The sequence below is a fragment of the Bacillus paramycoides genome (assembly GCF_038971285.1).
In the GTDB taxonomy this organism is placed as follows: domain Bacteria; phylum Bacillota; class Bacilli; order Bacillales; family Bacillaceae_G; genus Bacillus_A.
In genome coordinates, this window is sequence record NZ_CP152427.1 from 4,110,283 (window position 1) to 4,125,531 (window position 15,249).

At 33.7% G+C, this 15,249-nt stretch carries 24 protein-coding genes and 1 pseudogene; 8 read left to right on the plus strand and 17 right to left on the minus strand.

Going from position 1 to position 15,249, the window contains the following annotated elements; genetic code table 11:
- The first annotated feature begins 17 nt into the window (after positions 1-17).
- The gene (locus AAG068_RS21230; RefSeq protein WP_342715725.1) at positions 18-1,700 is read left to right on the plus strand and encodes a DEAD/DEAH box helicase; all 1,683 of its coding nucleotides are present in this window, start codon (positions 18-20) and stop codon (positions 1,698-1,700) included.
- The gene (locus AAG068_RS21235; RefSeq protein WP_342715726.1) at positions 1,687-2,481 is read left to right on the plus strand and encodes a YqhG family protein; all 795 of its coding nucleotides are present in this window, start codon (positions 1,687-1,689) and stop codon (positions 2,479-2,481) included. The genes AAG068_RS21230 and AAG068_RS21235 overlap by 14 nt, the downstream gene beginning before the upstream one ends.
- A 35-nt stretch (positions 2,482-2,516) precedes the next feature.
- On the opposite strand, the gene AAG068_RS21240 is transcribed toward AAG068_RS21235, so the two are convergent.
- Entirely contained in the window at positions 2,517-2,651 is a 135-nt protein-coding gene (locus AAG068_RS21240) for a hypothetical protein (RefSeq protein ID WP_342715727.1), read from the minus strand.
- A gap of 97 nt (positions 2,652-2,748) precedes the next feature.
- The gene (locus AAG068_RS21245; protein WP_000032702.1) at positions 2,749-2,976 is read right to left on the minus strand and encodes a hypothetical protein; all 228 of its coding nucleotides are present in this window, start codon (positions 2,974-2,976) and stop codon (positions 2,749-2,751) included.
- 73 nt (positions 2,977-3,049) lie between these two features.
- On the opposite strand from AAG068_RS21245, the gene AAG068_RS21250 reads away from it, so the two are divergent.
- Positions 3,050-3,166, plus strand: a complete 117-nt coding sequence (locus AAG068_RS21250; RefSeq protein ID WP_071721462.1) for a GTP pyrophosphokinase — start codon at positions 3,050-3,052, stop codon at positions 3,164-3,166.
- Between the two features lie 141 nt (positions 3,167-3,307).
- Positions 3,308-3,940 carry a VC0807 family protein gene (locus AAG068_RS21255; protein WP_001073110.1) on the plus strand — a complete coding sequence of 211 codons (633 nt, stop codon included), beginning with the start codon at positions 3,308-3,310 and terminating at the stop codon, positions 3,938-3,940.
- 68 nt (positions 3,941-4,008) lie between these two features.
- On the opposite strand, the gene AAG068_RS21260 is transcribed toward AAG068_RS21255, so the two are convergent.
- The 10 genes from AAG068_RS21260 to comGA all read right to left on the minus strand — a co-directional run bounded on the left by AAG068_RS21260 (position 4,009) and on the right by comGA (position 9,623).
- Entirely contained in the window at positions 4,009-4,209 is a 201-nt protein-coding gene (locus AAG068_RS21260) for a YqzE family protein (RefSeq protein ID WP_000106081.1), read from the minus strand.
- 38 nt (positions 4,210-4,247) lie between these two features.
- Complete coding sequence (locus tag AAG068_RS21265) at positions 4,248-4,745, minus strand: shikimate kinase (RefSeq protein WP_342715728.1); 498 nt, start codon at positions 4,743-4,745, stop codon at positions 4,248-4,250.
- 118 nt (positions 4,746-4,863) lie between these two features.
- On the minus strand, positions 4,864-5,514 hold the full coding sequence (locus AAG068_RS21270; RefSeq protein ID WP_342715729.1) for a 2OG-Fe(II) oxygenase: 651 nt from the start codon (positions 5,512-5,514) through the stop codon (positions 4,864-4,866).
- A gap of 175 nt (positions 5,515-5,689) precedes the next feature.
- Positions 5,690-6,061 (minus strand): competence type IV pilus minor pilin ComGG, encoded by a 372-nt coding sequence (comGG, locus tag AAG068_RS21275; protein ID WP_342715730.1) that lies wholly within the window; start codon positions 6,059-6,061, stop codon positions 5,690-5,692.
- Positions 6,058-6,528 carry a competence type IV pilus minor pilin ComGF gene (gene comGF / locus AAG068_RS21280; protein WP_342715731.1) on the minus strand — a complete coding sequence of 157 codons (471 nt, stop codon included), beginning with the start codon at positions 6,526-6,528 and terminating at the stop codon, positions 6,058-6,060. The genes comGG and comGF overlap by 4 nt, the downstream gene beginning before the upstream one ends.
- On the minus strand, positions 6,498-6,800 hold the full coding sequence (gene comGE, locus AAG068_RS21285; protein ID WP_342715732.1) for a competence type IV pilus minor pilin ComGE: 303 nt from the start codon (positions 6,798-6,800) through the stop codon (positions 6,498-6,500). Before comGE ends, comGF begins: the two co-directional genes overlap by 31 nt.
- Positions 6,793-7,248 (minus strand): comG operon protein ComGD, encoded by a 456-nt coding sequence (gene comGD, locus AAG068_RS21290; RefSeq protein ID WP_342715733.1) that lies wholly within the window; start codon positions 7,246-7,248, stop codon positions 6,793-6,795. The genes comGE and comGD overlap by 8 nt, the downstream gene beginning before the upstream one ends.
- Complete coding sequence (gene comGC / locus AAG068_RS21295) at positions 7,245-7,544, minus strand: competence type IV pilus major pilin ComGC (RefSeq protein ID WP_342715734.1); 300 nt, start codon at positions 7,542-7,544, stop codon at positions 7,245-7,247. Before comGC ends, comGD begins: the two co-directional genes overlap by 4 nt.
- A gap of 11 nt (positions 7,545-7,555) precedes the next feature.
- Positions 7,556-8,587 carry a competence type IV pilus assembly protein ComGB gene (gene comGB, locus AAG068_RS21300; protein WP_342715735.1) on the minus strand — a complete coding sequence of 344 codons (1,032 nt, stop codon included), beginning with the start codon at positions 8,585-8,587 and terminating at the stop codon, positions 7,556-7,558.
- Positions 8,580-9,623 (minus strand): competence protein ComGA, encoded by a 1,044-nt coding sequence (comGA, locus tag AAG068_RS21305; protein ID WP_342715736.1) that lies wholly within the window; start codon positions 9,621-9,623, stop codon positions 8,580-8,582. Before comGA ends, comGB begins: the two co-directional genes overlap by 8 nt.
- A gap of 205 nt (positions 9,624-9,828) precedes the next feature.
- On the opposite strand from comGA, the gene AAG068_RS21310 reads away from it, so the two are divergent.
- The 3 genes from AAG068_RS21310 to AAG068_RS21320 all read left to right on the plus strand — a co-directional run bounded on the left by AAG068_RS21310 (position 9,829) and on the right by AAG068_RS21320 (position 12,394).
- Positions 9,829-10,524, plus strand: a complete 696-nt coding sequence (locus AAG068_RS21310; protein WP_097843949.1) for a helix-turn-helix transcriptional regulator — start codon at positions 9,829-9,831, stop codon at positions 10,522-10,524.
- A 125-nt stretch (positions 10,525-10,649) separates the two neighbouring features.
- Entirely contained in the window at positions 10,650-10,892 is a 243-nt protein-coding gene (locus AAG068_RS21315) for a DUF2626 domain-containing protein (protein ID WP_000440714.1), read from the plus strand.
- A gap of 107 nt (positions 10,893-10,999) precedes the next feature.
- The gene (locus AAG068_RS21320; RefSeq protein WP_001094339.1) at positions 11,000-12,394 is read left to right on the plus strand and encodes an L-cystine transporter; all 1,395 of its coding nucleotides are present in this window, start codon (positions 11,000-11,002) and stop codon (positions 12,392-12,394) included.
- Positions 12,395-12,625: 231 nt separating this feature from the next.
- Here the strand turns inward: AAG068_RS21320 and AAG068_RS21325 are convergent, their stop codons facing one another.
- On the minus strand, positions 12,626-13,033 hold the full coding sequence (locus tag AAG068_RS21325; RefSeq protein WP_342715737.1) for a hypothetical protein: 408 nt from the start codon (positions 13,031-13,033) through the stop codon (positions 12,626-12,628).
- A gap of 87 nt (positions 13,034-13,120) precedes the next feature.
- Positions 13,121-13,336, minus strand: a complete 216-nt coding sequence (locus AAG068_RS21330; RefSeq protein ID WP_071757284.1) for a DUF3912 family protein — start codon at positions 13,334-13,336, stop codon at positions 13,121-13,123.
- 253 nt (positions 13,337-13,589) lie between these two features.
- Here AAG068_RS21330 and AAG068_RS21335 point away from each other — a divergent pair, with 253 nt between their 5' ends.
- Positions 13,590-13,901, plus strand: a complete 312-nt coding sequence (locus tag AAG068_RS21335; protein WP_001093241.1) for a hypothetical protein — start codon at positions 13,590-13,592, stop codon at positions 13,899-13,901.
- 36 nt (positions 13,902-13,937) lie between these two features.
- On the opposite strand, the gene AAG068_RS21340 is transcribed toward AAG068_RS21335, so the two are convergent.
- From AAG068_RS21340 to AAG068_RS21350, 3 genes and pseudogenes are all read right to left on the minus strand, one after another.
- Positions 13,938-14,426: a hypothetical protein gene (locus AAG068_RS21340; RefSeq protein WP_342715738.1), complete on the minus strand. Its 489-nt coding sequence runs from the start codon at positions 14,424-14,426 to the stop codon at positions 13,938-13,940.
- A 79-nt stretch (positions 14,427-14,505) separates the two neighbouring features.
- Positions 14,506-14,880 (minus strand): annotated as a pseudogene (locus tag AAG068_RS21345) (nucleoside 2-deoxyribosyltransferase).
- 96 nt (positions 14,881-14,976) lie between these two features.
- Positions 14,977-15,237, minus strand: a complete 261-nt coding sequence (locus AAG068_RS21350; protein ID WP_000817964.1) for a DUF3966 domain-containing protein — start codon at positions 15,235-15,237, stop codon at positions 14,977-14,979.
- Positions 15,238-15,249: the final 12 nt, after the last annotated feature.

Here is a 15,249-nt window from a genome sequence, read left to right on the forward strand (position 1 = left end):
AAGGTGGGAGAGTCGTAATGAATGTCGATATTTCCATAGATCGAACGTGGCAAAACAATTTTTTAAATAGAATTGACGAAGATGGCCCTTGGACAAACTGGGATTTATATCATTTAGCTTATGAAACAGAAAAATCGTTACTTGTTCCTACTTTCGATGGATTACAAGCACCGAAACATTTATCCCATTTCACACCACTTCCTCATCAATTAGAAGTCGCTCAAAATGTTATTGAACAAATGAATGGTAAAGCGATACTAGCAGATGAAGTAGGACTTGGGAAAACGATTGAAGCTGGGCTTATTTTAAAAGAATATATGGTCCGTGGCCTTGTGAAAAAAGTACTGATACTCGTCCCTGCCTCCCTCGTATCACAATGGGCATACGAACTAAATACAAAGTTCTTTATTCCTGCTGTAGCCCAGAAGAAAAGCTACTCATGGGAACAAGCTGATGTGATTGTATCATCAATTGATACTGCAAAACGTTCACCGCATCGCGATATCGTTTTGAATTTAGAATATGACCTTATTATTATTGATGAAGCCCATAAACTTAAAAATAATAAAACAAAAAACTATGAATTTGCACAGCGATTAAAAAAGAAATTTTGTTTATTATTAACCGCTACTCCTGTTCAAAATAAGATTGATGAAATTTTCAACCTTGTTTCTTTATTAAAGCCGGGACATTTAGGCAATCAATCCAACTTTGAAGAATATTACGCTTCAAAAAATCGTTCTGCCGAATCTGATGAAGATTTAAAAGCTCTTATTAATAAAGTGATGGTCCGAAATCGACGGCATAATACCGGAATTGATTGGCCAAAGAGACATGTACGTACAATTTTTGTTGAGTTTAATGAACAAGAACAAGCTCTATATAATGATATCGAAAATTGGCGAGGACAAGACGCCTTCACATCTGCTTTCTCATCATTAACTTTAAAACGGGAAGCGTGTAGTAGTCGCGAGGCTGTGTATTATTCATTAAAAAAACATGTAGAAAAACGACAGAAGGAAAATGAGAATTACATAAAAGACCCGCATATTGATGTGCTAATGGACAAAATTAATCATATTCCTTTCAACTCAAAAGCGAATAAAGCTCTTGAGCTTATTAAAGAAATTGGCGATAAAGTCGTCATCTTCACAGAATATCGAGCGTCACAAATGTACTTACAATGGTTTTTACAACAACACGGTATTTCTTCCGTTCCATTCCGCGGCGGATTTAAACGAGGGAAGAAAGATTGGATGAAAGAGCTTTTCCAAAACCATGCACAAGTATTAATTGCAACTGAAGCTGGTGGTGAAGGGATTAACTTACAGTTTTGTAGCCATATGATTAATTATGATTTGCCATGGAATCCAATGCGTCTTGAACAAAGAATCGGACGTATTCACCGTCTTGGTCAAAAGAATGATGTTCATATTTATAACTTAGCTACAAAACACACTGTGGAAGAACATATTTTGAAACTGTTATATGAAAAAATCAATTTATTTGAGCGTGTTATCGGGGAACTTGATGAAATTTTAACGAGAATTAATATGAAAAACATCGACGCGCACATTCAAGAAATATTTGCGCAATCAAAAAGCGAAGGAGAAATCCGAATTAAGATGGAAAACTTAACATCTATTATCGACTTTGCGAAACGAAATGAAGCTGAGGTGCAAGGCTATGCAGCAACATGAAATTCATAATTACTTATACAATTTTTTTGAGGCAAATAACTGTGAAATTTTAGAACGTTCTCCTCATTTACTAGATGTACAGTTAACAATTGAAATGGATAAATTATTAATGAATCGCCCTTTTTATTGGCACTATCTTGAGAAAACAGGAGGCGTACCGAATCCGATGCGCCTTACTCTTATTACAAATCCAGAAAATGAAGAAAACGATGGCGAGCTTATTCACTACGGTTCCCCACGCCTTCATCAAATTTTTCAAACGACAAAAGAATTAGGCTCTTACATACGTTTATATGAGGAAGTACGGCATAGCGGAGCAACACATACACCACTCCATCCGTGGCTCGGTGTAAATATTAAAGTTTCCTATCAATGTGATCGAAAAAAGGACATCCTTCACTCCATTGGGATTCACCTCATTTCTGGCACAATGATTGCAAACTTTCATGAAACATTAGCTAAAATTAAACTTACGCCGAAAATACCTGACTTTTGTTTTACGCTCTCACCTATCATTAAACCGCAAAGCGGTTTACAACGTATAGAGGACGCTTTAAAGAATATTATTGCAGAAGATGACCATACGTGGGCGAAAGAAGCAAGAGTGCGCTGGAATCACGATTTAGATCTTTTAAATCGCTTTTATGAAGAAAGCGATGAACTTCCCGAAAGTTATGAAATTGAAAAACAAGCTTTGCAAGAACAATATGAACCACGCATTACAGTACAAATTATTAATGGCGGACTCTTTTATGTTACCGCGAATCATTTTCTATCTTAAAAAGCCCCTTCTGTTTTAGAAGGAGCTTTTTTGAGTTATCCTTTATCGCCACCATTACGCTCTTGTTGTTTTTGCTTTGCCATGCGTTTTTGATACGCGCGATCTTTTGCACTCACATGATTTGCATCAGTAGGAAGGTTTTCTTTTGAACGGCCAATTCCATTACTCATCTTTTCCACTCCTTCTTATGTCTTTCAAAGTACACCCTTATTTTCAGCTAGAGATACAATCCTTATACAAAAAAATAAGAGCAGCCATTGGCTACTCTTACTCGCTCACGTATTTTTGAAACATATCATGGATGCCTTTATTTACTAGGTTCGAGATCTGCTCGTCAGATTTATTCGGATAACGATCACGCAATCTGATAGATGCCTTCACCATTAAATTTTCTAATACAGAACGGCCACCTTCTCCATAAATAATTTCAGCATATTTAACAAGCCTTCCATCCTCTACTGTTGCTGGATTATGATTGAAGAAAAATTTACTCATTGTCTCCACCTCTCTCTTTTGATAACGTTTACATTTATATAAATTATTTATGTTATTTATTTCACAATATTGTATGCATGTATATTTAATTAGTTTCATTATAAAGCAACATATCGATAGTAAATATGTGATTTTCCGTCCATTTTGTGAACAAAATAAAAATGAAAGCGTTTCCTTTATTATATACTAAAAAAACTTACTACGCTAGGGGCAATTTTTTTCAATCTACTAATCCCTCAAAAAGTGATATATTTTTCCTTTTCCTATTAAACCTTATACAATTTTCAGAAATTATATTATAAAATATATGTATGACTTAAGGAGGATTTGTATGAATCAAAATAAAAAAGCTATATTAGATCTTGTCTTTTATCTCGTAATCCCATTCCTCATTTGGAAATTTGCAAAACCTTATATTGACCCTTATTACGCGATGTTACTTTCCTCTGTTCCGGGAATTATTTATACACTGTATACCTTTAAAAAAGAAAAACAATTTAACGTGACAGGGTTCTTTATTTTAATTACACTCATTTCTAATACAACAGTAGATCTATTATCTGGATCAGCTGAACGAATGCTGTGGAACGATGCGTATTATCACATCGTACTCGGTATTATCGTCATATGTACAATTTTTATAAAGAAACCACTTATGTTATATTTCGCAGCAGATATTGCCGCACTGCAAGGCCATGACCGTGATAAAAGTCGTGAACTGTATCGTGATAGTCGTATTTATCCAGCACTACAATATTTAACGCTATTTTTCGGTCTACAATTCATATTAAAAAGCTTCTTAAAGATTTATTTCATCTCTGTTTTCGGTGTAGATGGCTATGGTGAAATGAGAGCGATTATGACCGCTGTTGGATGGGGCATTTCCATTTGTATCGGAATAGGATTCGTATGGGTGAACAATAAAATACATGCCGTTACAGAAGAAAAGGAATCTGTGCAGTAAATAAAAAATCCCCTAGTAGTATGATGCTACTAGGGGATTTTCACTTTGCTACACATATTATGAAATCGTTAACTTGATTTTTTTCTTTTATTTTTTACATTTCGATAAAACAAAGCAGCACTTAGCGGCATAACACCAAACCATTTATTCATAAATGGCTCTTTTTCAGCACGACGTTGTTCTTTCTTTTGTTTACGATCTTCTTTTGGAGCATCCATATACGACACAAACTGCTGCGTCACAAAGCGAACATAATCATTAGTAGACATATTATCATCACCTCTACTTGATTAGTATGTCCACTTTTTTATTCATTAATCTTTTCTTTTAATTCATTCATAATTTCCTTTACAGACTTATTCGTCGTATCAATATGAATATGTGCCTCTTCATAATAAGCTCGGCGTGATTCAAATTTTGCCACAAATGCCTCTATATCTTTCTTCTGAAATAGTGGACGTGTCGTATCTTCACGAAGTCTTTCTGCAATTACATGTGGATCACAATATAAATACACGATGGTTCCATTTTCCTTCATCCACTTTCGGTTTTCCTCTCGTTCAATGATTCCACCGCCAGTTGTAATAATTACATTACAACTCGGTAGTGAACGTAACATTTCACTTTCATATTCGCGAAAAGCTATTTCGCCTTCTTCGGCAAAAATATCACGAATTGCCTTCTCCTGCTTCTCTTCAATTTTTTGGTCTGTATCAACAACCTCCATATGAAGTTCTTTACTTAATGCTTTTCCAATTGTTGTTTTCCCTGCTCCCATATAACCGGTTATGTATATAGATTTCATATTCGTTCCTCTCAATCATTCGTTATTATTTGTTATTATAACGAATGATTCCATTATTTAATAAAAAAACGTTTTGTTCTTCTTATACAATGAAGAACAAAACGTTTCATACACGCTTTTACTTATAAGCGCCTCTTCTCACCCACTGCGTTGCAATCCATTTCTCACCTTTCGTTACAGGTGCCCCTCCATGTAACGTAAGCTCATTTAATGATTGGTCTTGATAAAAATACTCAAAGTATACTGCCATTCCCTTTCTAGGGTGCACAGAAAGATTTAATTTCGGAAAGAACGTTTCTCCGCCTTCTTCTACATCATTTAAATACATGACAAGCGTACTAATACGATTATTAGCAGCTGATCTACTATGTTCTGCAAAATAATCATAGTGCGCTTTATATTGTTGATCCACTTCATAATTTAAAATGTGTAATCCTTCTCCATGCGACACAGGAACATTCATGATAGATGAAATTCGTTTTTCAATCTTCGCAGTAAGTTCATTATCGTCCAAAAATGCACCACTACTCGTTCGAATATCATTTACATCACGTGATGAACCAACTTTAGAACGTGCTAACTTATTTTTAGACAATTCAATTAATTCGTCACATTCTTCATCGCTTAATACATTTCCTAACACGACAATAAGAGGTTCTTCGAATTTTGAAATAATGTGTATTTCCCTATCTTCCGTCATAATTGCATTTCCTTTATGATCAAAAATAGTTTGTTCCTTGTTTTCACCTATTTGATTGTTGTTTGTCATTTCCCTATTCTCCCTAAAAATAATGATTGGATAGCATGAATATATCATATTCTTTCTACCTTTCTCTTTTTTAAGAAAATTTAAACTTTTGATTGTTTTATTTATCCATTTCCTTTGAAAAAACAGCCTATTTTCAAAGGGAAAATTATGGTTTTTCATCCGTATATGTTACATACTATCCTTCTATCCAATCGAATATTTTCTCATCCTTTTTTCTATACCGAAAGCTTACTTTATAGAAAACTTCTTGTTTGATTTTGCACTGTAACGAAACAAAAATGACATCATTTTCAAAGACATAATTGCCACTTGCTTCTCCCTTTTCATATGGAAAGAAAAAAATACCTTCCTGTTCTTTTTGCTGTAAATCCTGTTTTATATTTGTAATAGATCGATTTAGTAGTTCCTCTAATACAAACTTTTGCTCTATTTCAATATAAAATTTTTTATCTATAAGCAACATATTCGTTTCGTATACAAAGAACGAAGTTAATAATACAAGAAAAATAATTGTTCCTGGCAGCGTAAACCCTTCTTGTTTTCTCATGTATTTATTTCCATTTCACTATACCTAATAGCTACACCTTCATATATTTTCCCGCTCATATCTTCCACATTTATAAAGAGCAAATGAGGTGTTACTTCGTATGAAACCATTTCAACATTTTGTAATATAACTTCTCTTCCGCGCGTATTCACTTTTCTTATTAGACGATTATTCAATTTTTCATACGTCACTTCATCTCCAGTTCGAAGGCGGAAGCGCAAAAGATTCCCCTTATTTTCAGGGACTATTTTCTCTACAAATGATACTTCACGAAATTCTAATTGTACTTGCCCTATAAACACATCCCATTCCCAATTATTTAACCCTTTCGATTGTTTGTTTTCTATTGCAATAAAGTTTAAACGTGGCAAGAGTAAAAAGAACAGTGATAACAGAAAAAAACATACGATCATTTCAAGTAATGTAAATCCAACTTCTAATTTATTTTTTCTCCTGCATAAAAGCATTGTTTCGTCATTCTTCCTTTCACATCTTTCCACATAGCACAAACTTCATTTCCTCCCCAATATGTGTAATATACATTTCCGTTCACGACCGTTTCTTTCTGTTGTTTTGCCTCATTCTCATACATATATAAAACTGCTTCCTTTTTTAATAATACAAATGCCTTATAACGAATTTGTATGTTCTTTCGTTCTTGCATAATCAATACTGATTGCGGGAGTATTATAGATACTGCCATCATTACTATACTTAATGCCACAAGCATCTCAACCATCACTGACCCCTTTTGACATTTCACGATACGTAAATCTCCCTCTTCCAAGCTGAAATACAATTTCATATTTATAACTTCGATACGAAAGTAAAATCGTACCGCCTCTATTAATATTTCCACTCGGATTATATGTCATCGGATTCGGAAAAGTATTTAAATCAATTTGTATATCGCTATCATATTCTCTTTTAATAATAGTCAGATTCGTACTTAGCTCTCCTATATAGTACGTATGTCTATCTTTATACCATCGTAATGTATAGTGTTTTTGACGGTTTATCGCTAATTGTTGCATATACAAAATATCATTTGAAAACTGTCTTAAAAATTGTTCAATTTTTTGTTTTTCATATAATGAACGTACGTTAAAATACGTGACCATACTTAGTACAGAAATTGCAAATAGAACGAGTAGCATTTCTAAAAGAGTAAAACCTTTTTGTTTCACAGTTTCCCACTTGTTACTGTGCCATCATTTGAAATGTGAATAGATTCACCATTCGGACACTCATCCTTCGTAATATATTTCCCATCAATTAGCTCTTTTAGAGAGGGAATTTTATTATGTTGCAATTGGTATACTTGTATTTGTGCTTCTATAGATTTCACATAGGCTTTACATCCTTTTCCTTCGACGGATGAACGCTGTGTAACTACATTCGGAATAATTAATAGTAATAATACAGTGATGACGACCATAACTAATAACATTTCCAAAAGGGTAAACCCTTCCTCATTCTGCATGTAAATACCTCCTATATAGAATTCATCATTTGAAACATTGGCATAATCATTGCTAAATACATAAGAACGACTATTCCTCCAATACACACAAATAAAATTGGTTGAATGATTACTAACATTCGTCTAACTTTTTGCTCAATCTTTTCCATAATAAGATCACTATAGTCACCTAATTCAATCGCCAAATTACCGTTTGCTTGTCCATGCGTAATAATATAAGAAAGTTCTTCCTCATAATATCCGCTTTTAGCAATAATAGATTGCAACGGCTCTCCTGCAATTAATTGGCGTTCAATTCGGCCCGCTTCATACTGAAAGAACGGATGATATTTTTGCTCCATCATTATTGTTAGAGCCTCAAGTACGGATAGTCCGCCGTGTAATAAACTGCTCAATTGATTAGCAAAATAATGTGAATGCTTTAAAATAAGAAATGTTTTTACGAGGGGGATACGAAGTATAATGTTTACCTGCTTCATATGAGGGAGTTTCCGAAAGTAAAAAAAATATATACTACAGCCAATTATGACTAGACAAATAGTGCTAAAAATAAGATAGGGTAGTAGCTTAATTACACTTAATATTTGTTCTGTAAATAACGGTACTGTAGAACCAAACGAACTATATACCATGTCAACCTGCGGTAATAAAATGCGATTAAAAATTAAAATCATGATTATTAAAAAGAACGCCAAAAACATAGGATACTGCATTATTTTTATCATATCTTTTCTATACTTATCCTTTTTATAAAGAAGTGCGCTCCCTTGTTGCAATGCAAAAGAAATATCACCATGTTGCTCAGCATAAAATAAATAGCTTAACATCTCCTGATGAAACTTTAATTGATAAAAAGAATCGTGTAGACTTTTTCCATCTTTTAATCCATCGATCATGTGCTGCAATTGCACTTTCTTTTCTACAGGTAATTGAAACCGTAAAAATTCTAAAGCCTGCAAAAGGGAGTATCCTTTTTCTAATAGTTCTCCTAATCGTTTCAGTAATATTACTTGATCACTTAAACTCCATATTTTCTTAAACATACACATCCTCTTCTAAGAAACCTAAAGCGTACCCTTTTCGTATCGAAGATTGTAATGTTTCGTGCTTATAAGTGACACATTCCCCATTTGCTTCTTTAACCGCTTGTTTTAACTCATATCCATATAACAACTCATAAATACTCGCTTGTCTTACTTTCCTCATTGATTTACATAAAGTTGAGCACTTTCTTTTGCAAAACGGACACTTCAATTCGACAAGTCGCTGTGCAGCTATAGCCAATAAAGATTGTTCAATCTCTTGCCTCGTTATGCCAAAATCCATAAATCTAAGTATTGCCCCTTTCGCATCATTTGTATGCAGTGTTGTCATTACTAAGTGGCCAGTCAAACTTGCTCTTATAGCAATTTTTGCTGTTTCTTCATCACGAATTTCACCGACTAAAATAACATCTGGATCATGACGTAAAATAGCCTTTAGTCCCGCCTCATATGTGATACCTGCTTTTTCATTTATTTGAATTTGTAATACATCGTCATTTCTTTTTTCAACTGGATCTTCTAGTGTAACGATGCGACGTGTTTTCTTTTTTCTAATTACCTCTAATAACGCATACATTGTTGTTGTCTTTCCCGAACCAGTCGGTCCAGTAAATACGAGTAACCCATGGGAATAATGTAAAAAAGAAAGTAGTTTCTTCGCTGTACTTGGAAATAACGAAAGATGAGATAACGGCTGAATAGATACCTGTAAATGAAGACGGATAACGAGACTCTCTTGATATACAGTTGGAAGTGTGGAAAGGCGTAAATACACTTCTTGCCCATCCATTTGTAAATACAGGGAACCATTTTGTGGCTTCCGCCTCTCCCCTATATCCATGGATGCTAAAAATTTAAAATGTGAAACGAGCTTTTCTCCAAATTCCTTTTCAATACAATGTTTCGTCATTAAATCTTTTCCTATACGCAGTTGAACCGCTACATCCTTCTTCCGGGGCACAATATGTAAATCCGAAGCTTGTACCCTGCACGCTTCTTTCAAAATCGTATTCGCAAAGCTTTCAATTCCATTCATCATTTTTCCCTCCCCACTATGTATATAGCATGAAAAAGTTCATAAGAAAAATTACTACTTTTGTATTTTCACCAGCGCAAAAAGGAAAAATATGTTTGTGAAATTATGAACAATTTCCGAATTATTGTCTGAAATTACCTATACTTATGTTTATCTGTATTATAATGTTATTATCTTGGATAAAGTGATAAAGGTGGAGATCCTCATGGAACAAGCTTTAAAAATTACAGGTGTATTATCTGATCCAACTCGTTATTACATTTATAAATATATTTCTCAAAAACATAGCTACGTAACTGTACAAGAAATTGCAGATGAGTTTGACATTCATCCAAACGTAGCGCGTTTACATTTATCTAAATTAGAAGATGTTCATATGCTGAAATCAGAAACGAAGAAAACTGGAAAAGGCGGGAGACCAAGCAGATTGTATGTATTATCTGAAGATGTTATCCAATTACAATTTCCATTCCGTGATTATCAATTATTAGCAAGAATCGCATTTAATTCTTTACTTAGCCTTGGCGCTGCTGGTGAAAAAGCGCTATACGAAACTGGAAAACAATTCGGGGCCGAATTAATGCAACAACATATGCTGCGTTTAAATGTGAGTGAAGATGCTTTAACAGTGGAACAAAAAGTTCAAATTGCAAAAGAAGCTTTCTCAACAGCTGGCTTATCACCTGCATTTGAATTAAGTGCAGATGGAACGAAAATTTTCTATGATGTACACAATTGTCCATTTAAAGAAGTTGCCGTTCATCATCCAACTGAAATTTGTAATATGCACGGAGATATGATGAAAGGGATTTTTGAAATCCTATTCCCTAACACGGAATTAACACGAAACGATAGTTTACTAGATGGATGTAAATCTTGTAATTATAAACTAACAATTTAATTTCTCATATAAAAAGAAGCCAATTATAATTGGCTTCTTTTTATATGAACGAATATTTACAATAGTAAGAAAAATAAACTATAATGAGGTGAGGTTTACTTTTTTTAGAAAAGGAGGGAGATGGCATGGAGCGCATGTTTCGCGTTCTCGGCTTTTGGACTGGAATTTTCTCGGTTATGTTTTACGTAGGGGATATGCACTCGACCGCACTACTATTTTTAGGACAAACAGGATTCTTCGTACTTTTAAGCTATTTAAATTTAACAGAGCGTATGTATATATACGTATTTGGGGCATATTTAACTGTTTTCTTCATAGGATTTACATACTACACGACGTTTTTACTTGTCCCTGGGGCTGGACATTAAAAGATGGCAAAATGCCATCTTTTTTTTAAATCCGCAATTTCCTAGTTGACTTATAGGTTTTATTACCTTATATTCTATATAACAGATTGGAATTAGGGGGAATCAACATGAATACACTGCTTGTCGGAATTAACGTTGCAGTCATGCTCATCTTAGTTGGCGTATTATATTATATGCAACGTAAGCATGTATCTTTTAATAAACGTGTATTTACTGCTTTAGGAGTCGGAATTATATTCGGTCTTATATTACAATTTATTTATGAACCAACTTCTAAAGTAATTATTGAATCAAATACTTGGTTTGGCTTAATCGGTAACGGTTATGTGAAATTACTTCAAATGATCGTTATGCCACTTATTTTAGTATCTATTATTTCAGCATTTACAAAATTACAGTTAACGAAAAACCTTGGTAAAATTAGTGGTCTTATTATCGGAATTTTAATTCTTACTACAGGAATCGCTGCAGCTGTCGGTATCGCTGCAAGTGCAGGATTTGATGTATCTGCAACAGGTCTGCAACAAGGTGATGCAGAATCTGCTCGTCTGAAGCTAGTTGAAGAAAGATTTACTTCTATTGAAAAAACAACAATTCCAGATAAATTATTAGAGCTGTTACCTACGAATCCATTTCTTGATTTAACAGGCGCTCGTCCAACATCAACAATTTCTGTTGTAATATTTGCAGCCTTTATCGGTATCGCCTTTATAGGTGTAAAGCGAAAATATCCAGAACAAGCAGAACTATTTAAGAAAATGCTTGATGCTGTATATGCAATCGTAATGCGTATGGTAACATTAATTTTACGTCTTACTCCATACGGCGTATTAGCTCTTATGGCAAAAACAGTTGCTGGTAGCGATATAAACGCTATTTTAAAACTTGGTAACTTCGTTTTAGCGTCTTACGTAGCACTTATCGTAATGTTCGTTATCCACTTATTATTAATTGCTCTATCTGGTTTAAATCCAATTCAATATTTGAAAAAAGTATTCCCTGTATTAACATTTGCATTTACATCTCGCTCTAGTGCTGGTGCAATGCCATTAAATATTGAAGCACAAAAAGAAAAGCTTGGTATTTCCGAAGGGATTGCCAACTTCGCAGCATCATTTGGAGTATCTATCGGACAAAACGGTTGCGCAGGTATTTATCCAGCAATGCTTGCAATGATGGTCGCTCCAACTGTAGGAATCGATCCATTACAACCACAATTTATTTTAACTTTAATCGCTGTCGTTGCGATTAGCTCATTCGGTGTTGCCGGCGTTGGTGGCGGTGCAACATTCGCAGCGTTAATCGTACTATCTACAATGAACTTACCAATCGGTATTGTCGCTCTTGTTATTTCAGTTGAACCATTAATCGATATGGGTCGTACAGCTCTTAACGTAAGTGGTTCTATGACAGCAGGTCTTATTTCTAGTAAATGGCTTGGTGAATTAGATCAAGATACGTACAATCAAGATGATACAAAAACTGGTGAAATTGCTTCATAATGAAAAGGACGCTAACAGAAACTGTTAGCGTCCTTTTTTAGTTCTTTTCATCTTCCTCTTTATCTTTTATACATAAGGCATAGCATATTGTTTCAAACACTATGTATAAAGCTCTACCAATTACTTCAGCCATGTAGAACACCACCTATATATTATTATGTATTGATATAAAGAAAATATACCATTTTTCATTTTTTTAATAACTATTAATTATAAACTAAAGACTAACTATTATTCCTCATCTGCAAACTGTAAAAACTCTTCCAAACGCTCCTTTAACTCCTCCTCTATCTCACAATAAGATTCATCAATAAGTTCACCACTTAACTTACTTCCCCAAAACCTTATTTGAAGCGGTACTCCTAAAAAATAACTACAACATTCCCAGATAGGAACTGTATAAAATTCAATCATCTTTCCTTCTTCATCTAATACAGATATCGAAATCGATGAATAATATCCTGTTTCAAAAGGATTTTCTTTATCTCTGATGAGTTCTATAAATAATTCCATGTTTTTTTCTATGTACAAATGTGAATAATCTTTAAAAAGTTTAAATGATCTTCTCTCTATTTCCTTCTCCATGCATTGAATCTTCTCTTTTAACTCCAATGTAAAATCTCGTTCTTTATACTTCATTTCCGTCTCCTTACACATAGAAAAAGAGAATACACTTACATATTCTCTTTTCTCAAATATATTTCATTATCTCACAGCCCGTCCTTTTCACAAATAACCATTTTGTTCGCACCATTTATGAAATTGTCCTACGTCTACCCCAACTAACACAATATCTTTTAGCTCTACATCAATGATTTGTTCTCCAATTACAATAGCAAACTGCGATTCTAATTTTGTCTCGTTTTTCTTTACAATTCCAATTCGGTTCCGATGCGGTCCATTTTTTATATATGCTTTTTGTCCTACAATATCAAAGTTCAAGATTTTCACCTCTTTTACTGCGCTCAAATTGGAAATACGATCTCCACCTCGGAAAATTTCCTTTCATTGCACTATTTCTCTATATATATGACGAAACAATAAAAGAGTCCTCCCTTCTTTACAATTATTTTTTCTTTGTTTCATTTTTGTGATTGAAACGTAAAGTTTATAATAAAATACACTTGGAAGCGCTTTCTCTGTAATTTTTTATGGTATAATGTATAAGTAGAACTTCGTAAAGAGGGTTAAAAAAATGAATACAAAAATGATTAAAAAAGTAATTGAAGCATTAAAAGTATATGGCTTTCAGAATGTATCATTCTGTGACAAAACGAAACAATTTTTATTTCATAACGAAATGGATATTATGAGCGGCTATGCAGAAATAACATATAGTAGTCAATTTGAAAAATTCAACGTACAAATTCATCCGATTGAAACACATCACCAAGCAGAGTTGCAAGAGGTTGAAAGACATATACAGGCTTGTATAAGAAAAGTAGAATATTTAAACGCACTTCTTAGCGGGCAAACAAAACTAGATGACAAAATTATTATAATGTAAAAAAAGAACGTGATTACCTCACGTTCTTTTTTTACATTATACGTTCATCTTTTCCTTCAGTTGTAATCCTGTAATGGACTCTAATACATCCATTGCTTCTCCAAATTTCATATCAAAGATTGTCTTGTCCTCTATGTATGGAAATTGTCTAAAACGCTTTTCTAACGTTTTCACGGCGTCTGACGTAAAGTTTGCACTATCAATGCCAAATTCTGTTTCAAGAAGAACGATCCAATCTAACACATGAAAACCTAATCCATTTACAAATGAAATAAGTTTTTCTTCTGGCTGTGAAGATAAGAATACGTATCGTTCCATTTCACTAAAAAGTTCTTCTTCTAAAATATCAGCTAATTCATCATCATGTTCGCGGTTAATGATTTCTTCATAACCATAATCATCAACAAGCTCCTCAACTTCTTCACTATCCTCACAAAGCAATTGACTAAGCTGTGCATCTTTCTTAAATTCACTATTTTGTACGACTTTTAAAAAGCTCGTTTCCCATCCATTTTCTAATTTCATATTATGTACTCCTTTATATATGTTTCTTATCATCACTGTACCCAAAAGATCCCGTTTATAACCTTTTAGGTAGTTACTATTATTTCACATGATTCATAACATAAGATGCAAATTCAGTTGCATCTCCTTCAAAAATATTTATTTCTGGCAAATGATAGAACGTTGTTTGGAGCGGATTCCTTTCATGATATACATATATCTTTTTCTCTAGCGCAATCGCCATTCCAAACTCTGTATGGCTCCCGTTTCCACCATCTAATAAAAGTAAAAATACATCCGCTTCTTTAATAGCATTCTTTTCTGCCTGACCAATTTCTTTTAATTGTTATTGATTCACTGCTCTTTCGTTTTTAGTCCAATCATATGTATGGTTCCATCCTGCATGTTCCAGTTCATTTGCTATAGAACGTACAAGGTGTTTATTTTGGAATCCTGAGGCGATATAAAAATTCATTTATATACACTCCTTCATTATATAAGGGGGAAACTCCATTTTAGCGTTATTTGCTATAAACATAATAAAGAACAACTTCAAAAAAAATCCCCATCTTTAAAACTTATTTGCGTTTAAATGATGGGATGCCTCATGGTCTTCTTTTATTTTTTGTTTTTTATAACTTTCATCAGCTAACATTTCTAGTTCAGCTGTTATTTCTGATTTTTCAAGCTCTCTTTCTTGCGAAAACTTCCTTGAAATATAAACAATAACACTACCAACGTACAACACAAAGCATATAATAAGTGCAGTATTTTCATAGAGACTTAGCTCCAACACAGTCACTCCTAATCCATTCGTATTTTCACGCTTCATTAATTGGAATTT